This is a genomic window from Streptomyces sp. NPDC093984, assembly GCF_044764595.1.
GTDB classification, from domain to species: Bacteria; Actinomycetota; Actinomycetes; order Streptomycetales; family Streptomycetaceae; genus Streptomyces; species Streptomyces cynarae.
On the sequence record NZ_JBIWIM010000005.1, the window covers coordinates 507,901 to 531,513 of the forward strand.

General features: G+C 70.5%; 22 protein-coding genes and 1 riboswitch. Of the genes, 5 read left to right on the top strand and 17 right to left on the bottom strand.

Translation table 11 applies throughout. The features are described 5' to 3' along the window. Positions 1-50: 50 nt before the first annotated feature. From ACIRC0_RS21875 to ACIRC0_RS21885, 3 genes are all read right to left on the bottom strand, one after another. The gene (locus ACIRC0_RS21875; protein ID WP_403617875.1) at positions 51-1,004 is read right to left on the bottom strand and encodes a DMT family transporter; all 954 of its coding nucleotides are present in this window, start codon (positions 1,002-1,004) and stop codon (positions 51-53) included. Positions 1,005-1,185: 181 nt separating this feature from the next. Next, positions 1,186-2,196, bottom strand: a complete 1,011-nt coding sequence (locus tag ACIRC0_RS21880; protein ID WP_403617877.1) for an EamA family transporter — start codon at positions 2,194-2,196, stop codon at positions 1,186-1,188. Positions 2,197-2,242: 46 nt separating this feature from the next. Further along, entirely contained in the window at positions 2,243-2,785 is a 543-nt protein-coding gene (locus ACIRC0_RS21885) for a Clp protease N-terminal domain-containing protein (RefSeq protein ID WP_403617879.1), read from the bottom strand. A gap of 272 nt (positions 2,786-3,057) precedes the next feature. Between ACIRC0_RS21885 and ACIRC0_RS21890 the strand changes: the two genes are divergently transcribed. Further along, entirely contained in the window at positions 3,058-3,486 is a 429-nt protein-coding gene (locus tag ACIRC0_RS21890) for an SRPBCC family protein (RefSeq protein WP_403617881.1), read from the top strand. A gap of 64 nt (positions 3,487-3,550) precedes the next feature. On the opposite strand, the gene ACIRC0_RS21895 is transcribed toward ACIRC0_RS21890, so the two are convergent. Continuing rightward, the gene (locus tag ACIRC0_RS21895) at positions 3,551-4,180 is read right to left on the bottom strand and encodes a PadR family transcriptional regulator (protein ID WP_403617883.1); all 630 of its coding nucleotides are present in this window, start codon (positions 4,178-4,180) and stop codon (positions 3,551-3,553) included. A 241-nt stretch (positions 4,181-4,421) separates the two neighbouring features. Here ACIRC0_RS21895 and ACIRC0_RS21900 point away from each other — a divergent pair, with 241 nt between their 5' ends. Then, positions 4,422-5,231 carry a PhzF family phenazine biosynthesis protein gene (locus tag ACIRC0_RS21900; protein ID WP_403617885.1) on the top strand — a complete coding sequence of 270 codons (810 nt, stop codon included), beginning with the start codon at positions 4,422-4,424 and terminating at the stop codon, positions 5,229-5,231. A gap of 49 nt (positions 5,232-5,280) precedes the next feature. Here ACIRC0_RS21900 and ACIRC0_RS21905 read toward each other — a convergent pair whose 3' ends face one another. Beyond that, positions 5,281-6,081, bottom strand: coding sequence for a CPBP family intramembrane glutamic endopeptidase (locus tag ACIRC0_RS21905; protein ID WP_403617887.1), 801 nt, complete (start codon positions 6,079-6,081; stop codon positions 5,281-5,283). A 148-nt stretch (positions 6,082-6,229) separates the two neighbouring features. Next, complete coding sequence (locus ACIRC0_RS21910) at positions 6,230-7,747, bottom strand: glutamate-cysteine ligase family protein (RefSeq protein WP_403617889.1); 1,518 nt, start codon at positions 7,745-7,747, stop codon at positions 6,230-6,232. Between the two features lie 542 nt (positions 7,748-8,289). On the opposite strand from ACIRC0_RS21910, the gene ACIRC0_RS21915 reads away from it, so the two are divergent. After that, entirely contained in the window at positions 8,290-8,877 is a 588-nt protein-coding gene (locus ACIRC0_RS21915; protein WP_403617891.1) for a hypothetical protein, read from the top strand. A gap of 403 nt (positions 8,878-9,280) precedes the next feature. After that, positions 9,281-9,487 carry a DUF5999 family protein gene (locus ACIRC0_RS21920; protein WP_103840200.1) on the top strand — a complete coding sequence of 69 codons (207 nt, stop codon included), beginning with the start codon at positions 9,281-9,283 and terminating at the stop codon, positions 9,485-9,487. A 90-nt stretch (positions 9,488-9,577) separates the two neighbouring features. On the opposite strand, the gene gcvP is transcribed toward ACIRC0_RS21920, so the two are convergent. Continuing rightward, a complete protein-coding gene (gene gcvP / locus ACIRC0_RS21925) occupies positions 9,578-12,463 on the bottom strand; it encodes an aminomethyl-transferring glycine dehydrogenase (protein WP_403617893.1) in 2,886 nt (961 codons plus the stop codon). A 177-nt stretch (positions 12,464-12,640) separates the two neighbouring features. Beyond that, a riboswitch (glycine riboswitch) is annotated at positions 12,641-12,736 on the bottom strand. A 126-nt stretch (positions 12,737-12,862) separates the two neighbouring features. Here gcvP and ACIRC0_RS21930 point away from each other — a divergent pair. Further along, positions 12,863-13,231: a PRC-barrel domain-containing protein gene (locus ACIRC0_RS21930; protein ID WP_403617895.1), complete on the top strand. Its 369-nt coding sequence runs from the start codon at positions 12,863-12,865 to the stop codon at positions 13,229-13,231. Between the two features lie 37 nt (positions 13,232-13,268). Here the strand turns inward: ACIRC0_RS21930 and ACIRC0_RS21935 are convergent, their stop codons facing one another. The 10 genes from ACIRC0_RS21935 to ACIRC0_RS21980 all read right to left on the bottom strand — a co-directional run bounded on the left by ACIRC0_RS21935 (position 13,269) and on the right by ACIRC0_RS21980 (position 23,413). After that, entirely contained in the window at positions 13,269-14,654 is a 1,386-nt protein-coding gene (locus tag ACIRC0_RS21935) for a DNA polymerase IV (protein WP_403617897.1), read from the bottom strand. Between the two features lie 54 nt (positions 14,655-14,708). Further along, complete coding sequence (locus ACIRC0_RS21940; protein ID WP_403617899.1) at positions 14,709-15,344, bottom strand: MerR family transcriptional regulator; 636 nt, start codon at positions 15,342-15,344, stop codon at positions 14,709-14,711. Positions 15,345-15,733: 389 nt separating this feature from the next. Beyond that, positions 15,734-16,207: a bifunctional nuclease family protein gene (locus ACIRC0_RS21945; RefSeq protein ID WP_004002801.1), complete on the bottom strand. Its 474-nt coding sequence runs from the start codon at positions 16,205-16,207 to the stop codon at positions 15,734-15,736. A gap of 83 nt (positions 16,208-16,290) precedes the next feature. Further along, on the bottom strand, positions 16,291-17,046 hold the full coding sequence (locus ACIRC0_RS21950) for a MerR family transcriptional regulator (RefSeq protein WP_403617901.1): 756 nt from the start codon (positions 17,044-17,046) through the stop codon (positions 16,291-16,293). A gap of 19 nt (positions 17,047-17,065) precedes the next feature. Then, on the bottom strand, positions 17,066-17,938 hold the full coding sequence (locus tag ACIRC0_RS21955; RefSeq protein ID WP_403617903.1) for an FHA domain-containing protein: 873 nt from the start codon (positions 17,936-17,938) through the stop codon (positions 17,066-17,068). Between the two features lie 61 nt (positions 17,939-17,999). Next, positions 18,000-18,854 carry a DUF881 domain-containing protein gene (locus ACIRC0_RS21960; protein ID WP_403617906.1) on the bottom strand — a complete coding sequence of 285 codons (855 nt, stop codon included), beginning with the start codon at positions 18,852-18,854 and terminating at the stop codon, positions 18,000-18,002. Between the two features lie 5 nt (positions 18,855-18,859). Beyond that, complete coding sequence (locus tag ACIRC0_RS21965) at positions 18,860-19,192, bottom strand: small basic family protein (RefSeq protein ID WP_019708255.1); 333 nt, start codon at positions 19,190-19,192, stop codon at positions 18,860-18,862. Further along, positions 19,189-20,085, bottom strand: coding sequence for a DUF881 domain-containing protein (locus tag ACIRC0_RS21970; RefSeq protein ID WP_403617908.1), 897 nt, complete (start codon positions 20,083-20,085; stop codon positions 19,189-19,191). The genes ACIRC0_RS21965 and ACIRC0_RS21970 overlap by 4 nt, the downstream gene beginning before the upstream one ends. A 109-nt stretch (positions 20,086-20,194) precedes the next feature. Continuing rightward, positions 20,195-22,690: a mannose-1-phosphate guanyltransferase gene (locus ACIRC0_RS21975; protein WP_103840191.1), complete on the bottom strand. Its 2,496-nt coding sequence runs from the start codon at positions 22,688-22,690 to the stop codon at positions 20,195-20,197. Positions 22,691-22,795: 105 nt separating this feature from the next. Beyond that, positions 22,796-23,413 carry a CDP-alcohol phosphatidyltransferase family protein gene (locus ACIRC0_RS21980; RefSeq protein WP_403617910.1) on the bottom strand — a complete coding sequence of 206 codons (618 nt, stop codon included), beginning with the start codon at positions 23,411-23,413 and terminating at the stop codon, positions 22,796-22,798. Positions 23,414-23,613: the final 200 nt, after the last annotated feature.

The window sequence follows — 23,613 nt, forward strand, 5'->3', positions numbered from 1 at the left end:
CCGGTGCGGGCTCCTGCACGGCTTCGTGGAACCCGCACCCCTCGGTGCCGTCACACCGGGACTGCTTCCTCCTCCGCCGCCCGCGCCTGCCGCGCCTCCGCGAGCGCGAGCCCCGCGACCGAGGCGAGCATCAGTGCCGTTCCGACGAGCGTCGCCGCCGTGAGCCGCTCACCGAGCAGGGCGATGGCCAGGACCGCCGCACCGACCGGCTCGAGCAGCATGATCACGGACACGGTGGCGGACCGTACGACAGCCGCGCCCGCGAAGTAGAGGGCGTAGGCCAGGGCCGTGGGCACCGCCGCGATGTACGCCAACAGCGCGACCAGCCCGGCGGGGTGGGCGGCGTGCGGAAGCAGCCCCTCGTCCAGTGCGAACGGCAGCAGGCACACACTGGTGACCGCGAACGCCGACACGGTCGCGGCGGACCCGTCGGCCGCGCCGTCGCGCCCCCACCATCGGGTGAGCAGCGTCATGACGCTGTAGCCGGCCGCCGACACGACCGCGAGCAGCACACCCCACGGGCGCACGGTCGCGCCACCACCGCCGAGCACGAGCACCCCCAGTCCGGCGAGCGCCCCGGCGACGGCGGCCACCCCGCCGCCTCCAAGCCGCTCCCCCAGCGTGAGGCGGGCGCCGAGGGCGATCAGGACGGGCCCGGCGCCGAGGGTGACGACGGTCGCCACCGCGAGCCCGGTGGCCGAGACGGCCGCGAAGTAGGCGGTCTGGAAGACGGCGAGCCCGAGCCCGGTGGCACAGGCCCGCAGCGCCCTGCGGCCGAGGGGCCCGGGTGCGGCGGCGCGGGCCGCACGCGGGCGCATCAGACGGGCGGCGACCAGCAGCACGAGCCCGGCCGCGCAGCGCCAGAAGGACAGGGCGACAGGGCCCATATCACTGGTCCGGTAGACCAGGGACGCGGCCGCGCCCGCGGTACCCCAGGCGGTACCGGCGACGATCAGATAGAGAAGGCCTCGCCCGACGGGCAGACCTGAGGCAGCATTCGACACGAGTTGTCTCCGCAGAGGTGCAGAAGTTCGGCGGGGGACCCGTCATGCGCCGGGTCCGTGGACTTCTTCTGCGGGCAGCACACCGCCGCGCCCGGCGGTGGGCCGGGCGCGGATTCCGGAGGGCCCGCCTCAGGCGGCCGGAGGCGGAAGAACGAGTGCGTCCGAATGCATGATCCGTACCCTAGGCGGCGGCTTCGCGGGCCGACAACTCACTTTCCTCTTCCTCGCCGGCGCTCGCGACCGGCTCCGCCGAGCCCTGCACGGGCGCCGAGGACTGGGCGATGAACGCGCCCACCAGGACCACCGCACCGCCGACGATCTGCGGCGCCGAGAGGTGCTCGCCGAGCAGCACCCAGGCCAGCACGGTGGCGATGACCGCTTCGAGGCAGGCCACCACGCCCGCGACCTGGGGCGAGAGCCGGCGCACGGACAGCACGCCCGTGACGTAGGCGAGGACCGTGGCGACGAGCACGATCCAGGCCAGGAGGAGGACGGCCGGGACACGCGTGCCGTCCATGTCCGCGGTGCCGGTGAGCACCGGCCAGTCCATGGTCCAGGGACGGGCCACGACGGTGAGCACGCCGGCCCCGACGAGCAGCCCGTACGCGATGACGCCGAGCGGATCGGGAGCCTCGTCGCCCGCCTCGCTGCCCTGGTCGGACAGGACGAAGTAGCCGACCTGGCAGCAGGCGGCGCCGAGCGCCAGCAGTATCCCGAGCGGGTCGAAGCCCAGTCCCGACCACACCTCGACGACGCAGGCGAGCCCGCCGACCGCGAGGACCACGCCGACCGCCGCGGCACGCGTCACCGGCCGCCGCTGCACGAAGCGCACCCAGCCGAGGACGAGCGCGGGCGCCAGGTACTCGATGAGCAGGGCGACACCGACGGGTATCCGGGACAGCGCGGCGAAGTAGCAGGCCTGGACGCCGGCGACGGCGAGCAGTCCGAACCCGGCGAGCAGGGCGGGGCGGCGGCGCAGCAGGGCACGGTGGCGTACGGCGAGCGGCAGCATCACGAGCGCCGCGCCCGTGACCCGTAGCCACACCACGTGCAGAGGGTCGAGCCCCGCCTGGATCAGCGGCTTGGCCGCGACACCCGACCCACCGAAGGCGACCGCCGACGCGAGCGCGAGCCCCAGCCCGACGCCTCTGCCACGGTTGCTCTGACTGCCCTGAGACGTATGCACCGGCACATGATGGCAGGAGACGACATGAGCGTCACCATCAATAGCTCCTGTCTCAGCGACTGGACGGAACCACGCCCGACGCCTCGATCCGCTCCGCCAGCACCCTTACGTCGACGCCCGAGCGGCCGAGGACCTCGACGGCGCGCGACTCGGGGTCCGCGACCATCGCCGCGAGCAGGTCCAGCCCGCGTACGCATACGTCGCCGCGCCCGGCGGCACGCCCGTACGCCGCCCCGAGGGCGGTCGCCGCGGCGGGCGACCAGCCCTCCGGCTCCTTCAGCACCGGCACCGCGCCCGAGTCCTCGACGGTGGTCTGCCAGCGCAGCCCGTAGCCGATCGCGCGCTGGACGAGGTAGCCGAGCAGCCGGGCGACCTGCGCCCCGTCGAAGACGGCGCGCACCTCAGGGTCGGACTCCAGCAGCGTGTGCAGCAGATGGGCGGTGTCGATCCCCCGGTCCCCGTCACGCAACGCCCTCCTGCGGGCGCCGGAAAGCACCGCTGCCAGCTCCGAGGTGACCCTGGCATCGGGGTGGGACTGGCGCCTGCCGCATTCGGCGGCCGCGCGCTGGACATGACGGGGTGGCACGTCCTCCACCCCATCAGTCCCACCGGTCCGAGTCATCCTCGGCGGGCAGCATTCGCGCGTCCGCCACAGGTTGGGCATGGCTGACCCGGTTCTCCTCCTTACGGATGACATCGCGCCCTTTCCACTCAGGGGCCGCGCGTCGCCCTGCCCGTGACCGGTGCGGTATCGGCGTCCGCAATTTCTGACTGTTCGTCAGTATTGAATGTTGCAGACTCTGCGGCTACGTTCCGCGACACCCAAAGCTGCGCCCGGCGCAGCAGCCGACGCGAAGGGGTGGTCGCATGGCCGAAGTCAGCGCGGAAGCTCGCATCGAGGCCCCCGCCGAGAAGGTGTGGGCCGCGCTCACCGACTGGTCGGCGTACGGCGAGTGGAACGCGACCCACACCGGCTTTCCGAAGGGCGGTCCCGAAACCCTCGCGGTGGGCGGGACTTTCGAGGAGAGCATGAAGCTCATGGGCTTCCCGGCCGAGGTCACCTGGACCATCGACGAACTGCGCCCGGGGCACGTGCTGTCCATCCGCGGCAAGGGCCCGATGGCCGTGGACCTCGCCACCCGTTACACGCTGACACCCGACGGCGAGGCCACCTCGGTGCGCATCGACGGGGAGTTCACCGGCGCGGCGGTGTCCCTCATGGCGGGCAAGCTGAGGGACTCGGCGACGGCCGCGCTGAACGAGTCGCTGCGCAGGCTTGGCGCACTGGTGTCCTGACGGTACGGACACCAAGGCGCCCCGCGGACGCGGTGCCGCGGGGCGCCCTCACCTCACCGCGCCGTCAGTGCTCGTCGGCGAGGATCAGGTACAGCTTCTTGCGGGCCTCGTTGATGACCGCGAGGGCCTTGTCGCGCTGGTCCTTGTCGCCGGTCTTCCAGACCTGGCCGAACGCCTCCATCAGACCGACGCCGGCCTGCCGGATCTCGTGCAGCGCCTCCCAGTCGACACCGCGCGAGGCCTCCTCCCAAGGGGCGTCGGGGCCTTCGTCGGCCGCGGTGCGACCCGGCTCGGTGAGCGAGAAGAGCTTCTTGCCCCCCTCGCTCTCGCTGGTGATCAGACCCTCGTCCTCCAGCAGCTGGAGGGTCGGGTAGACCGAGCCCGGGCTGGGCTTCCACGCCCCGCCGCTGCGCTCGGCGATCTCCTGGATCATCTCGTAGCCGTGCATGGGCCGGTCCTTGAGAAGGGCCAGGATCGACGCGCGTACGTCGCCGCGCCGCGCCCTGCCCCGCGGTCCGCCCCGGCCGCGCCCGCCCCAGGGGCCGCCGGGGCCGAAGAAGCCCGGCCCTCCGAAGCCGGGGCCACCGGGTCCGCCCGGCCCGAAGGGTCCGAAGGCTCCGCGCCGACCGTCGAAGCCGCCCCTCATGTGGTGTCCGTGTCGCTCGTATCCGAAGTCCTGTCCATGGGAACGCATCCCCCACCACTCCATTCCATCGTTGATCTGTCGCGATGCTTCAACGATATATCGGGACTGTTCGCAAGACAAGGCCCTGCCGAAGCCTGGACAGAAGCCGGGCTCCGGGCTTCCCGCCCGACCGGCTGCCACCTGCCACCTGCCACCTGCCACCTGCCACCTGCCACCTGCCGCCGACACCAGTCCAGCCGCCGCGAATTGGCCTTGGCCCGCCCTGACCGACGGCCTCTAGCGTCGGCCCATGCGGATTCGTATCGTCGACGCCTTCACCGACCGCCCCTTCGCCGGCAACCCGGCCGGTGTCCTCCTCCTCGACTCCTTCCCGGACGACGACTGGCTCCAGAACGTGGCCCGCGAGGTCAACCACGCCGAGACCGCCTTCGCGCACCCTCTGCCCGACGGAGGCGAGGCCGACTGGGCGCTGCGCTGGTTCACCCCCACCACCGAGGTCGCCCTGTGCGGCCACGCGACCCTGGCCACCGCCCACGTCCTGCACACCACGGGCGCCCACGAGGGCCCCGTCCGGTTCGCCACCCGCAGTGGTGTCCTCCGCGCCGCGCCGCACGAGGACGGTTCGGTCACGCTGGACTTCCCCACCGCGCCGCTCACCCGCGTCGAGATCCCCGACGGCGTGGCAGAGGCCCTCGGCGCCCAGCCCCGCACCGCCGTCGACACCGGGCCGGGCGTCGGTGACCTGGTCCTCGAGCTCGCCGACGAGAAGACGGTCCTCGGCCTCGCCCCGGATCTCCGGGCGCTCGCCCGCCACTCACGGCGCGGCATCATCGCCACCGCGCGCGCCGAGGATCCCTCCCGCGGGTACGACTTCGTCTCGCGCTGCTTCTTCCCGAACGTGGGCATCGACGAGGACCCGGTCACCGGCAGCGCCCACACCGCCCTCGCTCCCTACTGGTCCGAGCGCCTCGGCCGCCCCGACCTCACCGGGCTGCAGGCCTCCCCGCGCTCCGGCCGCGTCCGCACCGAACTCCGCGGCGACCGCACCCTGCTCACCGGCCACGCGGTCACCGTCATCGAGGGCGAACTGCTCGCGTAACGGCACACCAGGGGCTCGCGACGCCGTCATGAGCCCCTGTCCGGCCCGTTCACGCCGTCGGCAGCCAGCCCACCTTCCCCGCCAGCAGCGCGTACCCCACGAACGCCCCGATGTCGAGCAGTGAGTGGGCCACCACCAGGGGGCCGACCCGCCCCCAGCGCCGGTACAGGTAGACGAAGACCACGCCCATCACCATGTTGCCGAAGAAGCCGCCGATGCCCTGGTAGAGGTGGTAGGAGCCGCGCAGCACAGAGCCGGCCACCAGGGCGGTGCCGGGGGTCCAGCCCAACTGGCCCAGCCGGCGCAGCAGATAGCCGACGACGATGACCTCTTCGAGGACGGCGTTCTGCACCGCCGACAGGATCAGTACGGGGAACTTCCACCACACGTTCGGCAGCGCCTCGGGGACCACCGTCAGATTGGCACCCAGCCCTCGGGCGGCCAGGTAGAAGGCGATGCCCGTGGAGCCGATCACCGCCGCGATCGCCGCCCCGCGCCCGAGGTCCGGCCACGGCCTGCTCCGGTCGAAGCCGAGCGTGCGCAGCGACGCCCCCTCCCGCAGCAGGAAGTGCGCGACCAGCGCCACCGGGACCAGCGCGGTGGCGATCCCGAAGAGCTGCCAGGCGAGATCGAGCCAGGGGCGGCCGGGCGCGGCCGAGGCGTTCATGGTGGCCGCCTGGTCCTTGAGCCCGCCGGGTTTGGTGACCGACCCGACAAAGCTGATCAGCGCGGAGACCCCGCTCGCCCCGAGCGAGAGCCCCAGCACCAGCAGCGTCTCGGCACGGAAAATCCGTCGCGTCGGTCCTTCCGCCGTAAAGGAATCGGCCACCGACCCTGCCTCCACCCGCACTCCGCCTCCAGTTGAGCGATCCCGCCTCGTCCCCATCTTCTGCCATACGGCTGTGTAGGGGCACGGGGCTCAACAGGGAGGGGCTGCTCGTCAGGGGAGACGGACCAAGGTGACCGTGCGGCCGGTCAGCCCGGCCTCGCGGGATCACTCACCTCACGCCCGCCGGTTCCGGTAACCCGACCGGCCAGGTGTGGACCGGTTCTCCGGCGTGCATCAGCTCGCGGTACCGCACGGTCGTCGCGGCCAGCGCGGCGTCGCGGTCGAGCCCCCGCTCCAGGGCCCGGTGGAACATGGCGGCCTGCCAGCTCGCGCCGTTGACGCGCCGCCGGCACCGCTCCTCGATCACTGAGAGGTAGAAGTCCCGGTCGGCGGGTTCGACTCCCCACGCGGCCAGTCCCGCCTCGGCGAGCGGCAGCAGCTCGTCGCGCACCAGGTCCACGGCCGCCACCTCGGTGGTCCCGCCGTACCGGCCGCGCTTCGGCCACTGCAGGCGTGCCTCGATGCCGTACCGGCAGGCCGCGTCGAAGTTGGCGGCGGCGGCCTCGAACGGCAGCCGCGTCCACACCGGCCGCGTTTCCTCGGCGAGGGCGCGGACCAGGCCGTAGTAGAAGGCCGCGTTGGCGATCACATCGGTGACGGTGGGTCCCGCGGGCAGCACCCGGTTCTCCACCCGCAGATGCGGGACGCCGTCCGCGATGCCGTAGACGGGTCGGTTCCAGCGGTAGATGGTGCCGTTGTGCAGGACCAGTTCCGAGAGCTTCGGGACGCCGCCCTCGTCCAGGACGCGCAGGGGTTCCTCTTCGTCGCAGATCGGCAGCAGTGCCGGGAAATAGCGCAGGTTCTCCTCGAACAGGTCCTGGGCCGAGGTGATCCAGCGCTCCCCGAACCAGGTGCGCGGCCGCACACCCTGCGCCTGGAGTTCCGGCGGCCGGGTGTCGGTGGACTGCTGGAACAGCGGCGGCCGGGACTCGCGCCACAGCTCACGTCCGAACAGGAACGGAGAGTTGGCGCCGAGCGCGACCTGCACCGCCGCGACCGCCTGGGCCGCGTTCCACAGGTCCGCGAAGCGGTTCGGGGTGACCTGGAGGTGCAGCTGGACCGAGGTGCAGGCGGCCTCGGGCGTGATGGACCGCGCGCTGCACTCGAGCCGTTCGACACCCTCGATGTCGAGCCGGAAGTCCTCGCCGCGCGCGGCCACGATCTGGTCGTTGAGCAGGGTGTAGCGGTCGACCGCGGAGAGGTTGGAGGAGACCAGGTCGTCGCGGTCGAGCGTCGGGAGGATGCCGATCATCAGGATCGAGGCATCCAGCTCGTTCGCTTTCCGGTCGGCATAGGCGAGCGAGATCCGCAGCTCCTCGGCGAGCCGGTCGAAAACCCGCCCGCCCAACCTGTGTGGAGCTATGTTGACCTCGAGGTTGAACATGGCGAGTTCTGTTTGGAAATCTCGGCTCGCAATCCTTTCCAGAACCTGGGCGTTCATCATTCTCGGAGTCCCGTCCTGCCCGACGAGATTCAACTCGATCTCTAGGCCCATCAGGTTCTTGGGGCGATCGAACCGCTTCTCCTCCAGCAGTCGCGCGAGTCCCGTCAGGCACTGCCTGAGCTTGTCGCGGTAGTGCTGGCGATCGGACAGGTCGAACGGCCCTGCCACGACCTTCTCTCCCATCGAAGCGTCCCTCCTGAGATGGGCAGGCCGACGTTACGGCCGCTGCTGTCCCGGGTCACGGGGGATGATGCCCAGGCAACGCGATCGATAACGTCCCAGTTGCGACCGTCACCCGCTACGCTGGAGGCGGCGCGCGGCCGGGCACATTCACGAGGCATGGAGCAGGACGCAGTTTCACGGTGCAACCGTCTCGTGAAAAACGCCGACGAGAATCAGCCGACCGCTACGGACAAGTATTCCGAGGTCGCCGCGCTGACGCCTGCGCAGGACCGGGACGAACCCCGCTTATCGTCGACCGGATATCACCTTGCCGACATAAGCGCGTCGTTCCGATGAAACAGCGCATGAACACGCGTCGTATAAACTTTGCGCACGGGGCAGAGAGTTGGCGCTCACGGTTCGGGCCTTGTCGTCAAAGCGCCACCGTTCGTCCGGGCTCGGTTACCCCCTTCCCTCCCTCTGACCCCGAGAGCTGACAGCGCCGTCCGCCCGCCCACCACGCCCTCGCGCCCCTTTGCCTGTCGAATGAGAGGCGACCCACCATGCAGCTGCATGTCCCTCCGGCTCCCGCGCCCGCTCTCCGCTCCGTCCTCACGGCACTCGGTTCCCCCACCGCGGTGAGGGAGGCTCCCACCCCCTCCCTGCGCACGGCCCAGGGACCCGCGACCCCCGAACTTCCGCTGCCCGTCCATGTCCTGGACCGGATCACCCCGGCCGGCGCATCGGGTACCCGCCTCGCCGGGTGGCGATTCCTCATCCGCTCCGGGGGCCGCGCCGTGGCCGCCGCCGAGACCATGCTGACGCCCGACGGCTGGGCCTTCTCGCACTTCTTCGAGGGCCCGTACGTCGCCGCGACCGAGCGCGCCGTGCTCCAGGCGGAAGCCTCGCTGACCGAGCCCTACCAGGCCCGGCTGCTGTCCGTGCCGGAGCTGTACATGCTCACCCTGTGGCTGCACGGCGACTGCACGGCCGACGGCGCGACGGGCCACCCGGCCGCGAACGACCTCCTGGTGCCGCTCGCCCCGGCGCCGCCCGGCATCGCGGCGCACCGCCCGCACCGCGTCGCCGACCTCCTGCCGATCCTGACCCTCCGGGTCACCCGCACCCCGCTGCTCGGCCAGCCCGCATAGTTTCCGGGTCTCCTCCCACCGTGCCCCGCCGCCGGAGACGGCCGCGGGGCACGTCACATGTTCGGGCCATCGAACACCTCCCGCCCCCCTCGCTCGTTCGTGCCCGATGACGCTCGTACGAGGGACGACGTGCGGGTCGGCCCGTACGGACTAGCCCCTTCCGGCCACCCCGAACCATCCGAAGTGACCCTGCGGTCGGGCTGAACCGCCCGGGCGGGGGATGCGTCATGAACCTGTGAGGAGCGGTACTGGGAAATCCCTGCGGATCGACGCCCGTGGGGCAACACTGGGTTCCTGACCGACGTATCACCGACGGGGGGCGGCGATGAGCGACACCGCGAGCCGCAGGACAGACACGACAGCCATCTCACACATACCGACAGAGCGAAAGATCCCCACCACCATGTGCCAGCACCAGCCACCGTGCCCGACCGCCGAATCCGCCGACCGGGAGTCCGCCCGTCTCGTGGCGCACCACCCGGAGCAGGGATGGAGCCTGCTGTGCAACGGCGTGCTCCTGTTCGAGGACACCGGTGAGCTTCTGCCGGACGGCCAGATCATCGCCCCGCACCGCCCGCTGGGCACCGACCAGGTGATGACAGCCGCCTGAGCGCGCACCAGGGCATCCGCTGCCCTGACACACGAGGGGCCGGCCGGAGACACACGCTCCGCACCGGCCCCGACGCATGTCCGAGGGTGATCACTCGTCGTAGGCGTCCAGCGGCGGGCAGGAGCAGACCAGGTTCCGGTCGCCGAAGGCCTGGTCGATGCGGCGCACAGGCGGCCAGTATTTGTCCGCGGCCGATACCCCGGCCGGGAAGACGGCCTCCTCACGCGTGTAGGCGTGCTTCCACTCACCGCCCAGCGCCGCCGCCGTGTGCGGGGCGTTGCTCAGCGGGTTGTCCTCCGCGGGCCACTCGCCCGAGCCGACCTTCTCGATCTCCGCCCGGATGGCGATCATCGCGTCGCAGAACCGGTCCAGCTCCGCCAGGTCCTCCGACTCGGTGGGCTCGATCATCAGCGTGCCGGCCACCGGGAACGACATCGTCGGCGCGTGGAAGCCGTAGTCGATGAGCCGCTTGGCGACGTCGTCCACGCTCACGCCGGTCGCCTTGGTCAGCGGCCGCAGATCGATGATGCACTCGTGCGCGACCAGGCCGCCGGGGCCGGTGTAGAGGACCGGGTAGTGCGGCTCGAGGCGCTTGGCGATGTAGTTCGCGGACAGCACGGCCACCTGCGTGGCGCGCTTGAGGCCCTCGCCGCCCATGAGCCTGACGTACGCCCAGGAGATCGGCAGGATGCCCGCGGAGCCCCAGGGGGCGGCCGAGATCGGGCCCACGCCCGTCTGCGGACCGGCCTCGGGCTGCAGCGGGTGGTTCGGCAGATACGGCGCCAGGTGCTCGCGGACCGCCACCGGGCCGACGCCCGGACCACCGCCGCCGTGCGGGATGCAGAACGTCTTGTGCAGGTTCAGGTGCGAGACGTCGCCGCCGAAGTGGCCCGGCTTGGCGAGGCCGACCAGCGCGTTGAGGTTGGCGCCGTCGACGTAGACCTGACCGCCCGCCTCGTGCACCGCCGCGCAGATGTCGGCGACGTGCTCCTCGAACACGCCGTGCGTGGACGGGTACGTGATCATCAGCACCGACAGCTCGTCGCGGTACTGCTCGATCTTGGCCCGCAGGTCCTCGACGTCGATCTCGCCGTCCTCGGCGGTCTTCACCACGACGACCTTCATCCCGGCCATGACGGCGCTGGCGGCGTTGGTGCCGTGCGCGGAGGACGGGATGAGGCAGACGGTGCGCTGGTCGTCGCCGTTGGCGCGGTGGTAGCCGCGCACGGCCAGCAGACCCGCCAGCTCGCCCTGGGAGCCGGCGTTGGGCTGGAGGGAGACCTTGTCGTAGCCGGTGACCTCGGCGAGACGTTCCTCCAGCTCGTGGATGAGCGTGAGGTAGCCCTGGGCCTGCTCGGCGGGCGCGAACGGGTGCAGCTGACCGAACTCGGGCCAGGTGACCGGCTCCATCTCGGTGGTCGCGTTGAGCTTCATGGTGCAGGAGCCCAGCGGGATCATGCCGCGGTCGAGCGCGTAGTCGCGGTCGGCCAGCCTGCGCAGGTAACGCAACATCGCGGTCTCGGAGCGGTGCTGGTGGAACACCGGGTGGGCGAGGTAGTCGTCACTGCGCAGCAGGGTCTGCGGGAGCGCGTCCTCGATGGTGGCGTCCAGCGCGTCGATGTCGCCCCCGACGCCGAACGCGGTCCACACCGCGCGCAGCTGGGCCCGGCCGGTGGTCTCGTCGCAGGCGGCCGAGACATGGTCGGCGTCGACGAGGCGCAGGTTGACGCCGTTCTCGCGGGCGGCGGCGACGACGTCGGCGGCCCGCCCCGGGACCCGGGCGGTGACGGTGTCGAAGTAGGTGCCGTGGACGACCTCCACCCCGCCGGCCTTCAGGCCCGCGGCGAGGACCGCGGTGTACCGGTGGGTGCGCCGGGCGATGTTCCGCAGGCCCTCGGGCCCGTGGTAGACGGCGTACATCCCGGCCATCACGGCGAGCAGCACCTGGGCGGTGCAGATGTTGCTGGTCGCCTTCTCGCGGCGGATGTGCTGCTCGCGCGTCTGCAGGGCGAGCCGGTACGCCCTGTGGCCGTCGGCGTCCACGGAGACTCCCACGAGCCGGCCGGGCAGGCTGCGGGCGAACTTCTCGTGCACCGCCATGTAGCCGGCGTGCGGGCCGCCGAAGCCCATCGGGACGCCGAAGCGCTGGGTGGTCCCGACGGCGATGTCGGCGCCGAGCTCGCCGGGGGACTTCAGCAGGGTCAGCGCGAGCAGGTCGGCGGCGACGGTGACGAGGGCGCCCAGCTGGTGGGCCTGGTCGATGAGGGGCTTGATGTCGCGTACGGCACCGGAGGCGCCCGGATACTGGATCAGTACGCCGTTGATCTCCCGCTCGGCGAGCTCGGCCGGGATGCCGGCGCTGAGGTCGGCGACGACGACCTCGACACCGGTGGGCTCGGCGCGGGTCTGGATCACGGCGATGGTCTGCGGCAGCGCGTCCGCGTCGATCAGGAACAGGCCCTTCTTGTTCTTGCCCATGCGCCGGGACAGCGCCATGGCCTCGGCGGCGGCGGTGCCCTCGTCGAGCAGGGAGGCGCCGGAGGTCGGCAGGCCGGTGAGGTCGGCGACCATGGTCTGGAAGTTGAGCAGGGCCTCCAGCCGGCCCTGGGAGATCTCCGGCTGGTAGGGCGTGTACGCGGTGTACCAGGCGGGGTTCTCCATCACGTTCCGCAGGATCACCGGGGGCGTGAAGGTTCCGTAGTAGCCGAGACCGATCATGGAGTCCAGGACCTGGTTGCGATCGGCGAGGGAGCGCAGCTCGGCCAGCACCTCGGCCTCGGTGCGCGCGCCCGGCAGGTCCAGGGCGTCGGCGTTCTTGATCACATCGGGCACCGCGGCGGCGGTCAGCTCGTCGAGCGAGCCGTAGCCGGCCTGCGCGAGCATCTTGGCCCGCGCCTCCTGGTCGGGCCCGATGTGGCGGTGCTCGAACGGGGTGCCCTGTTCGAGCTCGGAGAGCGGAATGCGCTGGGCGGTCATTGCGGAGGCCTCCTGGTCTGACGCGACCTTCGAGGGGCACCACGGCACGGGTACCCCGACGGCCTCCCCCTCTGTCATCTCGACCTGAGAGCTTCACCGGTCCGCCCGAAGGCTCGCCGGCTTTCACCGTCGGTGAGAGCGGAAGCCGTCGACACCCGCCCTGCTTTCCAGAGTGACCTCGTCCGTGCGGTACCTGGGCCTGAGAGATTCCGGGGAGGATTTGCTCCTTCGGCGCCCCCGGATCGCTCCGGAGGACTCTCCCGCACGGGGTCAACGGCCGCTTGCCAGCCTACCAGCGAGGACGAGTCGGCAGCCTGCGTGGGAATCTTCAAGTGGCCGCCTTCCCGAATGTGCTCTTTCGTAGTGCTTACGGATGGGTTGCGACCAGTTGGAGGGACCGTGCAGACCGACATCGATCCGCGGAATCTGATCGGCCGCAAGGCGTTCGACCGCAATGGCCACAAGATCGGCACCATCGACGAGGTGTACCTCGACGACGCGACGGGTGCGCCGGAGTGGGCGGCCATACGGACCGGCCTGTTCGGCAGGGACGCGTTCGTCCCCCTGGAGCCCAGCGAGCTCGTCGAGGGTGCGCTGTACGTTCCCTTCGAACGCGCCCTGATCAAGGAGGCCCCCGACTTCGGCGTCGGCCGCCACCTGTCCCCCGAACAGGAGCTGCAGCTCTACCACCACTACGGCCTGGACGTCTCGGCACCGCCGCCGCCGGACCGTGACTTCGGCCGTTTGGCGGGGTCGGACGAGACGTGACGGGTCGGCGGCAGACTTCCGTGCCTGCCCACCGGTGTCAGGCGCCTGTGCCCGTGGGGGCCGGGCGCTCCGCGATCTCGGGGGCGTCGGGCACCAGGGGCAGCGGGTCCGCCGGCTCCAGCTGAGGGTCGTCGACGCTGAACGTGCGGACCCGGCCCGGCTCCGACTGCGGTGTCTCGAACCGTACGGTCACCCTGCCCAGCCCGCTTCCCTGCACCCATCCCGGCCCGTACTCGGCATGACGGACGTCGTGCCCCGCGAGCCAGACCCGCTCGGGCGGCGCCGCCGGCTCTTCGGCCAGGGACTCCTCCGCCTCCGGTCTCTCCTCCGTCGTGGCCTCCGCCGCCGCCAGGTGGGCCTGCGCGAACAGGTCCTCCTGTGTGTAGTCGGCGAGTCCGCTGACGCCCACACCCAGCAGCCGTACCCCGCCGGTCGTGTCCACGGGCTCCAGCAGCCGCGCCGCCGCCTCCCGCACCACCGCGGGATCGTCCGTGGGCCCCCTCAGGGTCTCGGACCGGGTCAGGGTGGAGAAGTCGTACCTCCGCACCTTCAGCACGATGGTGCGCCCCGACAACCCGGCGTCCCGTAGCCTGCGCACACACCGGTCCGCCAGCCGCTGCACCTCCAGGCCGATCCGCAGCCGGTCGTGGATGTCGACGTCGTACGTGTCCTCGACGGACACCGACTTGGCCTCCCGCTCGGCGACCACCGGTCGCTCGTCGTGCGCCAGCGCCATCGCGTACAGCGCCTGCCCGTGTGCCTTGCCGAGCAGCCGTACGAGCTCGTCCTCGCCCGCCTCGGCGATCTCGTCGATCGTGGTGATCCCGGCCCGCCGCAGGTGGTCACCGGTCGCCGGGCCGACCCCCGGCAGCGTGCGCACGGGCATCGGACCGAGCAGCGCGCGCTCGGTCCCCGGCCGTATCACTACCAGGCCGTCCGGCTTGGCCTGTTCCGAGGCGATCTTGGCGAGCATCTTGGAGGCGGCGAGCCCCACCGACCCCGTCAGCCCGGTGACGGTCCGGATGTCCGCGCGCAGCTTCACGCCGACCCCTCGCGCCGACTCCTCGTCCCAGGCTGCTCCCCCGGCCTCCAGATCCACGAACGCCTCGTCCAGGCTCAACGGCTCCACCAGCGGCGACAGGCCCCGCAGCAGGGACATCACCTGCTCGCTGATCCTGCGGTAGATCCCGAAGCGCGGCACCAGATAAGCGGCGTTGGGCGCGAGCCGGCGTGCCTGGGCCATGGGCATCGCCGAGTGCACCCCGAAGACCCGTGCCTCGTACGACGCCGTGGCCACCACTCCGCGCGGCCCCAGCCCGCCCACGATCACGGCCTTCCCGCGCAGGCTCGGCTTGGCTGCCTGCTCCACCGAGGCGTAGAAGGCATCCATGTCGAGGTGCAGGATGGTCGGCGCGGTTCTCACATCTCCGATGCTGCCCTACACCACTGACAATGCGGCCCTGCCGCGACCTGCCTCTCAGACGGCCCGGTTGCGCCGCCGCGCCAGCTCGTCCGCCGGGTTGTGGCCCACGATCGTCTCGCCCGTGTCGACACGTTCACCGTGCAACTGAGACAGCGCGTTCTCCACGTCCCGCCACACGACGCCCACGGCGATGCCGAAGATGCCCTGCCCGCCCTGGAGCAGGGCGTGGACCTCGTCCGGGGACGTGCACTCGTAGACCGTCGCGCCGTCGCTCATCAGCGTCATCCGCTCCAGGTCGCGGAAGCCTCGCTCCCGGAGGTGCTGGACCGCGCTACGGATGTTCTGCAGGGACACTCCGGTGTCGAGGAAACGCTTGACGATCTTCAGGACGACGACATCGCGGAAGCTGTACAACCGCTGCGTCCCCGACCCGTAGGCGGGGCGCACGCTGGGTTCGACCAGGCCTGTCCTGGCCCAGTAGTCCAACTGGCGGTAGGTGATGCCCGCGGCGGCGCACGCCGTGGGGCCGCGATAGCCGATGTCCTCGGAAGCCGCCCCTCCGCCGCCCGGCACGGGCCTCGGCCGCTGCGGGGCGGAGCCGGCCGCGTTGCCGTGAAGCCGGTACGGACCGCTCTCCCCCAGATTGCGTCCAGGGGCACCCCCAGCCGTACCGCCGCCGCTGCTTCTCACGCCGACCTCCGTCCTTGACCTGCCTCCTCGACGGTAGGCAGTCACCACGGGTGCGTCAACGATCGCCACACTCGGCACGCCGAGTGATAATCACCCTAGGAGTGGTTTCCCGTGCCCTTCCGCGGGGAAAGGCTAGCCGAATGCTCTGGCGGGCCCTCGAGGGCCGCGGCCACGGCCGCCCTGCCTCTTTGTCACACCCCCGACGGTCAGACGTGTCCTGGCTCCCGGCACACACGGCTTCGTGTCCTGGGCCATCCCCTTCAGCGCAGTGCGCAAGCCCACACCGCGGTCGGCGCGCTCGGGCCCGTGCCCCGCCAAGAGGCGCCGCAGACACGACGGGCAAACCGCGGGCGCCGCGTCGCCCGTCGGTCCAACCCCCGGAGGGACCGTCACTGGCTGCTGGTCCCGAAGTCCTCCGGTGAGATCTGGTCGAGGAACTCGCGGAACTTCTCGACCTCGTCCTCCTGCTCGTCCGGGATGGCGATCCCCGCGTCGTCCAGCACCCCGTCACTGCCGTAGATCGGCGTGCCGGTGCGCAGCGCGAGCGCTATGGCGTCGGACGGGCGGGCACTCACCTCGACACCGCTGGCGAAGACCAGCTCCGCGTAGAAGACGCCTTCACGCAGATCCGTGATGCGCACTTCCGTGAGCTCCTGCCCGACGGCCTCCAGCACGTCCTTGAACAGGTCGTGCGTCAGAGGCCGCGCGGGGGCCATGCCCTGCTGGGCGAACGCGATGGCCGTCGCCTCCCCGGGGCCGATCCAGATGGGGAGGTAGCGGTCGCCTCCCACTTCACGCAGGAGCACGATCGGCTGGTTGGAGGGCATCTCGACCCGGACACCTACGACATCGAGCTCGTTCACACAGCAACCCTAGGCCGTGCTCGGGATGTTTGGGTAGTCGGGCACAGAACGCCTGGCCGATCCGCCCACGGCGAACGCCCGGATCAGGGCAGCCGCACGCCCAGCGCGGACTGCACCAGCGCCGCGTGCAGTTTCACCGCGAGCCCCGCGAGCTCCTTCGTACGGGCCTCGGCATGCGCCCTGGTCTGTGGATTGCGGTGGCGGCGCAGCGGGGCCACCACCTGGTCCACCAAGCCGGCCTCGCGGTCCGCGGCGGCCTTCACCGCGCGCAGATGGCGTGGCTCGATGCCGTGCCGGCCCAGTTCCACCACGAGAGTGGCCACGGTGATCGCCTCGGCTTCGTACGTGCCGTCCGGCAGCGGCGCCAGCAGCCCGTACGACTCCCACTCCTGAAGCTGCTCGGCACCGATCCCGGCGGCCGCCAGCAGCTCCTCGCGGCCGATCCGGGCGGCCGCGGGGCTCTCGGGCTCGCCCAGGAGGTCTCCGAGCAGCTCCCCCTCGCCGATCTCCCCGGGCCGGCCCAGGGACGGCAGCCGCACCTCCTCGCCCCGCTCCAGGGCGTCCAGGTGCTCGCGGATCACCTTCAGCGGCAGATAGTGGTCCCGCTGCATCCTCAGCACCTGGCCGAGCCGCTCGACGTCACGCGCACTGAACTTGCGGTACCCCGACGGGGTCCGCTGCGGCTCGATGAGCCCCTCGGACTCCAGGAAACGGATCTTGGAGATGGTGACTTCGGGGAACTCCTCGCGCAGCACGTTCAGCACCGTGCCGATGCTCATCAGCCGGCCGTCCGCCGCGGCGGTGCCGCTGTCGGCACCGCCGCTCGGTGTGTGAAGCATGGACCCTTCCCCGCGCGGGTCAGATGCCCCGCTGGTTCGCGTAGAAGACCAGCCTGTACTTGCCGATCTGCACCTCGTCGCCGTTGTGGAGCGCGACCTGGTCGATGCGCTCGCGGTTGACGTACGTGCCGTTGAGGCTGCCGACGTCGGCGACCGTGAACATGCCGTCCGGGCCCCGGCGGAACTCGACGTGGCGACGCGAGACCGTCACATCGTCCAGGAAGATGTCGCTCTGGGGATGGCGCCCCGCCGTGGTCAGGTCGCTGTCCAGCAGGAAGCGGCTGCCCGAGTTCGGGCCCCGACGCACCACCAGGAGCGCCGAGCCGAACGGCAGCGCCTCCACGGCCGCCTGCGCCTCGGGAGACAGCGTCGGCACCGGCGTCTGGCCGGTGGCCTCCGCGTCGTAGGCCTCCAGGCCCGAGATGGAGATCGTGGACGTCGTCTCCGACGCACGCTCCGGGACCGCCCCGGCCCGCAGCGGCGCACCGCAGTTGGAGCAGAAGCGGCTGTTCTCCGCGTTGCGGTGACCGCACCGCGTGCACACCAGGGCCGACATGTCCCCGGAACCTATGCCGCCGGACGCGGCAGGGTCAACAGACGGCGCGCCCTGACCTCCGGAAATGTGACCACCCGGACCACTGACCTGATCGCGGAACAGCGGCCGCTGGCCCTCCGCGTCACCCGGCTGTGCACGATGACGGGCAGTGGCGTTGTCGCTGCCCTCTCGCGCGCTCTTGCCGAACAATTTCGCAAACAACTTCACGGGCGATTCCCCTTGACCGAAACAGACCCGCCCGTGGGGCAGGACGAACCCTGATTGCATACACCGGCCGACCCGGACATCCTCACAACGTCCGTTTCCACCAGACAGTTTCCACCACGCACCACCCAATCGGTGCGCCGACCCCCCGCAACCTCATGCCCCTGCCGGACGGCCTCCATGCACCCCCGGTTCACTGGGAGGACGACCGAGCGTAGTCAGGCCGCTTCGCCGCTCGCAAGGCGTCCACGACGATCTTCGTGGAACGCTCCACGGTGACCGTGGCCTGCTCCTTCTCGAGAGTCTGCACCACGCCTCCGGGGATGTTGAGCGCCGGTTCGAGGTCCTGAGGTTTGCCGATGACCTTGAAACGATAGGGCTGGGTGATCTTGTTCCCGTCGACGCTGACACCTTTCCCGGCGTCCGCCAGGTAGGTGCCGGCGACGACCCGTACGCCGTTCACCTCTATCGCCTCCGCGCCGGCCGCGCGCAGCTCCTGGATCGCGTCGAGCAGCATGTCCGCCTGGACCGTCCCCTTCGTGTCCTGGATCGTCATCGTGATCCCGGGCCCCTCGGCGGCCACGGTGCCCGCAAGGATGCCGAGTTGCTTCTCCTTCTCGGCGGTCTGCTTGCGGGCCTCCTCGGCCCGGTTCGAGCTGTTCTCCAACTCGGCCCGCTGATCCTCGAGACCCTGCTTCTCGTCCTGAAGACGCTGCGTACGGTCGTCGAGTTCATCGAGGATGCGCACAAGATCCTCTTGGCGCGCGCCGCGCAGGGCACTGCTGCCGTCGCTGTTGGAGGCGACCTGGACGGCCAGGCCGAAGCCGAGGCCGAACAGCAGCACGGCCACGATGAGTTGGGCACGGCTGACGCGCGGCGGCCACAGTCCCTGCACCAGGCGCTGACGGCCGGTCAGCCCGGTGGCCTGCTCGTCGTCCGTCGTCCCCGACGTCTCGGGCGCCGCGGCCGGCACCTCCTCGGGCAGTTCCCTGCGCAGCCGGTGCTCGGAGGTCTGCGGCGGCTCGGTCGTCTCGTCCTCGTTGCTCATCGGCCTCACGCCCGGAAAACATGCCGGCGGATCGCCGCCGCGTTGGAGAAGATGCGGATGCCGAGGACGACCACCACGCCCGTGGACAGCTGCGCGCCGACGCCCAACTTGTCGCCCAGGAACACGATCAGCGCCGCCACCACCACATTGGACAGGAACGACACCACGAAGACCTTGTCGTCGAAGATGCCGTCGAGCATGGCCCGCAGACCACCGAACACGGCGTCGAGCGCCGCCACGACGGCGATCGGAAGGTAAGGCTCGACGACCGCCGGGACCTCGGGCCGGACCAACAGGCCGACCACCACTCCGACGACGAGGCCCAGTACCGCGATCACGATGTGCCCTTCTCTGTACTCGGTTGTGCTGTTCGTACGATCACACTGGGGGCGGCCGGCAGCCGGAGGTCACCCTCGGTGGAGATGCCGGTCCGGATCCCGTAGTTCTCCTGCAGCGCGTGCAGGTAGAGTCCGTCGGCGCTGTTCTGGAACCGCGTGCTGAGCCGTGCCCCGTCCCCCACCGCGAGCACCGTGTACGGCGGCACCAGCGGCCTGTTGTCCACCAGTATCGCGTCACCCGCGGCCCTGATCGCCGACAGGGCGGTCAGCCGCTGACCGTTGATCGCGATCGCCTCGGCACCCGACTCCCACAGACCGTTGACGACGCGCTGCATGTCCCGGTCGCGTACGCGCCCGGTGTCGGAGAACCCCGAGGTCTCACGCGGGTTGCCGTCGCCACCGGTGGTGGCTTCCTTGGCGTCGTCGACGACGAGCTTCACCCCAGGACCGTGCACCGCGACGGCGCCCGACAGGATCCCCACCAGGTCGGCCGGGTCGCCGCCGCCGTCCTCCCGCAGGGCCGCGCGCTGCCGTGCGCTCACGTCGTCGCGCAGCTTGTCGACCGTGCCCTCCAGCTTGTCCGCGGCGGTGGTCTCGCGCTGAATGCGGTCGATGAGTTCCTGACGCTCCTTGGCGACCGTCGGGGCGGCGACCCGCGCCTGCGCGGCGCCCACGGTCACCACCAGGGCGGCGAGCACGAGGCCTGCCGCGAGACCGAGCTTCGCCCGCAGCGTCCTGGGCATGCCCGCAGCACCCTCGGATGTCTTCCGGGCGGCGGCCTCGGCGTATCCGTCGTCGAGGCTGTGGTCCATGACGTTGGTGAGCAACGACATGGAGGCGTCCGGGCGCGAGGGGCGCGTCGGTGTGCTCCGAACGGGGGGCGGCTGCGGCATGCCGCACATCGTCGCACGTCGCGCGCGCTACCTCCGAATGGCCCCACGCGCGTGCCGGACAGGCCCCCTCGGGGGACACTTGTCCGGCACGCGCGTGTGCCGCGTGCTTTTACCGTCCGGCGCTGTCCACGACGGTCGACCACTCGTCCAGAAGGGCCTGCGCGGAGGCGTCGTCGGGCCCTTCGGCCCACAGGTGGGTGACGGCCTCGGCCGGGTCTGGCAGCACCAGCACCCAGCGCCCGTCGGTCTCCACGACCCTTACACCGTCGGTCGTGTCCACGAACCGGTCGCCTGCGGCCTCCACGACCCGGCGCATCACGAGTCCCTTGACGGCCCACGGAGTCGCGAGATCGCGCTTGAGGACGTGCGCCCGCGGAATCCGCGCGTCGATCTGGCTGAGAGTGAGCTGGGTCCGCGCCACCAGCCCGATCAGCCGTACGAACGCGGCCGTGCCGTCGAAGACGCTGCTGAACTCCGGCACGATGAATCCGCCGCGGCCGTCGCCGCCGAAGATCGTCGACTCGTCGCGGCCCACGCGGGTGAGGTCGTCGGGCGAGGTGGTCGTCCACTCGACCTGCGTCCCGTGGTACGCCGCCACCTGCTCGGCGATCCTCGTCGTCGTCACCGGCAGCGCCACCCGCCCGCTGCGCCGCTCGGCGGCCACGAGATCGAGCATCACCAGCAGCGCCCGGTCGTCCTCGACGATGCGCCCCTTCTCGTCGACGAGCGACAGCCGCTCACCGACGGGGTCGAACCTGACGCCGAACGCGGCCCCCGACGAGGCGACGATCTCACCGAGCCGCACCAGCCCCGCCCGCCGCGCTTCCGCGGACTCGGTGGGCCGGGACTCGTCCAGTCCGGGGTTGATCGTCAAAGAGTCCACGCCGAGCTTGCCGAGCAGGCTGGGGAGAACCAGCCCTGCACTGCCGTTCGACGCATCCACGACGACCTTGAGGCCCGACTCGGCGATCCCCGTGGTGTCGACGCTCCGCAGCAGCGAACCGGTGTACGAGTCGAAGACGCTGGACGGGAAGTACAGGTCCCCGATCTCACCAGGGAAGGCCCGCCGGTACTCCTGCCGCGCGAACACCCGGTCCAGCTTGCGCTGACCGGCCTGGGACAGGTCGGCGCCCTGCCCGTCGAAGAACATGATGTCGACGGAGTCCGGCACACCGGGCGACGTCCGGATCATGATGCCGCCGGCGCTGCCTCGCGCGGTCTGCTGCCGCGCCACGGGCAGCGGTACGTTCTCCAGGTCCCGTACGTCGATGGCGCTGGCCTGGAGCGCCGAGATGACCGCGCGCTTCAGCGCACGCGCGCCACGGGAGTGGTCACGTGCCGTGGTGACCGTCGAACCCTTCTTGAGGGTGGTGGCATACGCGCCGGCCAGCCGTACGGCCAGCTCCGGGGTGATCTCCACGTTCAGGATGCCGGACACACCGCGGGCGCCGAAGAGGTGTGCCTGTCCGCGGGACTCCCAGATGACCGAGGTGTTGACGAAGGCACCGGCCTCGATGGTCTTGAACGGGTACACCCGCACGTTGCCCTGGACGATGGACTCCTCGCCGATGAGGCACTCATCGCCGATCACCGCGCCGTCCTCGATCCGGGCCGCGCGCATGATGTCGGTGTTCTTGCCGACCACACAGCCCCGCAGATTGCTGTGCTGGCCGATGTACACGTTGTCGTGGACGACGGCCTTGTGCAGAAACGCCCCGCTCTTCACGACCACGTTCGAGCCGACGACGGTGTGTTCCCGTATTTCGGCACCGGCCTCCACCTTGGCGTAGTCACCGATGTAGAGCGGGCCGCGCAGCACGGCGTCGGGGTGTACCTCCGCGCCCTCCGCGACCCAGACGCCCGGGGAGATCTCGAAGCCGTCGATCTCGACGTCGACCTTGCCCTCCAGGACGTCGGCCTGGGCCTTCACATAGCTCTCGTGGGTGCCGACGTCCTCCCAGTAGCCCTCGGCGACATAGCCGTAGATCGGCTTGCCCTCCTTCATCAGCTGCGGGAAGACATCACCGGACCAGTCGACCGGAACATCGGGTTCGACGTAGTCGAAGACCTCGGGCTCCATGACGTAGATGCCCGTGTTCACGGTGTCGGAGAAGACCTGGCCCCAGGTCGGCTTCTCCAGGAAGCGCTCGACCTTTCCCTCGTCGTCGACGATGGTGATGCCGAATTCCAGCGGGTTGGGCACACGCGTCAGACAGACGGTGACCAGGGCGCCCTTTTCCTTGTGGAAATTGATCAGATCGGTGAGGTCGAAGTCGGTCAGGGCATCACCTGAGATCACCAGGAACGCGTCGTCCTTGAGTGCTTCCTCGGCGTTCTTGACGCTCCCGGCGGTACCGAGTGGCTTCTCCTCGTTGGCATATGTGAGCTCCATACCGAGCTCTTCGCCGTCACCGAAGTAGTTCTTGACGAGTGAGGCCAGGAACTGCACGGTTACGACGGTCTCGTTGAGCCCATGCCTTTTGAGCAGCCGCAGCACATGCTCCATGATCGGCCGGTTGGCCACCGGCAGGAGCGGCTTGGGCATGCTCGAGGTCATGGGGCGAAGGCGCGTGCCTTCGCCTCCGGCCATCACGACGGCCTTCATGTCGGAAGCGTCCTCCTCCAAGAGACGACGGTCCAGCCGACTTCACCCGTCTAGATTGTCCCGCAGTTTCCCTGGGCGGGCCATCGAGCCGCGCGCGGCGGGCAATCAGTGGGCTGAATCGGCCACGGCGTCCGCCCTGACAAGTCGGCGGACTTGGACCACGTAGAGGACTCCTGCCCACCAATAGAGCGTTGTACCCCATCCGGCGAACGCCCATCCGAAAATAGCAGCGAGTGACGCGATCCATCCAGTTCCGTCACTGAGGAGCAGCAGCGGGAAGGCGTACATCAGGTTGAAGGTGGCGGCCTTGCCGAGGAAGTTCACCTGAGGCGGCGGATAGCCGTGACGCCTGAGGATGCCCACCATCACCAGCAGAACCAGCTCCCGCGCCACCAGCACCCCGGTCAGCCAAAGAGGCAGAACGCCGCGCCAGGTGAGACCGAGCAGGGTCGAGGCGATGTAGAGCCGGTCGGCGGCGGGGTCGAGGATCCGGCCGAGGCTGCTGATCTGGTTCCAGCGCCGGGCGAGCTTGCCGTCGAGATAGTCAGTGACACCACTCAGCACCAGCACCAGCAGGGCCCAGCCGTCGCTCTTCGGCCCGCCGAACTCGGGCCTGAGGATCAGCCACAGGAAGACGGGCACGCCGACCAGCCGCGCCATGCTGAGCATGTTCGGGATGGTGAGGACGCGGTCCGTCTGGACACGGGTCTCCTGGACCTCCACCCGGGGGCCTCCTGCGGGAACGAACCAACGATGCTCCCTGACCTTACCCGGCGGGTTCGCGCCGGGGTGCGGAGGGGTTCGCTTGCGGCACCGCTCAGGGGCCGGCCCTAAACGCAGAAAACCCCCGTGCTGAATAGCACGGGGGTTTTCTCAAAAATTGTTCGGCGGTGTCCTACTCTCCCACAGGGTCCCCCCTGCAG

Bases quoted from the DNA above. Each gene is read 5' to 3' on its own strand.
- ACIRC0_RS21960 (WP_403617906.1), bottom strand. From the start codon at position 18,854: ATGAGCAACGAGGACGAGACGACCGAGCCGCCGCAGACCTCCGAGCAC.
- ACIRC0_RS21895 (WP_403617883.1), bottom strand. From the start codon at position 4,180: ATGCGTTCCCATGGACAGGACTTCGGATACGAGCGACACGGACACCAC.
- ACIRC0_RS21890 (WP_403617881.1), top strand. From the start codon at position 3,058: ATGGCCGAAGTCAGCGCGGAAGCTCGCATCGAGGCCCCCGCCGAGAAG.
- ACIRC0_RS21970 (WP_403617908.1), bottom strand. From the start codon at position 20,085: ATGCCGCAGCCGCCCCCCGTTCGGAGCACACCGACGCGCCCCTCGCGC.
- ACIRC0_RS21920 (WP_103840200.1), top strand. From the start codon at position 9,281: ATGTGCCAGCACCAGCCACCGTGCCCGACCGCCGAATCCGCCGACCGG.
- ACIRC0_RS21910 (WP_403617889.1), bottom strand. From the start codon at position 7,747: ATGGGAGAGAAGGTCGTGGCAGGGCCGTTCGACCTGTCCGATCGCCAG.
- gcvP (WP_403617893.1), bottom strand. From the start codon at position 12,463: ATGACCGCCCAGCGCATTCCGCTCTCCGAGCTCGAACAGGGCACCCCG.
- ACIRC0_RS21950 (WP_403617901.1), bottom strand. From the start codon at position 17,046: ATGCTTCACACACCGAGCGGCGGTGCCGACAGCGGCACCGCCGCGGCG.
- ACIRC0_RS21915 (WP_403617891.1), top strand. From the start codon at position 8,290: ATGCAGCTGCATGTCCCTCCGGCTCCCGCGCCCGCTCTCCGCTCCGTC.
- ACIRC0_RS21975 (WP_103840191.1), bottom strand. From the start codon at position 22,690: ATGAAGGCCGTCGTGATGGCCGGAGGCGAAGGCACGCGCCTTCGCCCC.
- ACIRC0_RS21900 (WP_403617885.1), top strand. From the start codon at position 4,422: ATGCGGATTCGTATCGTCGACGCCTTCACCGACCGCCCCTTCGCCGGC.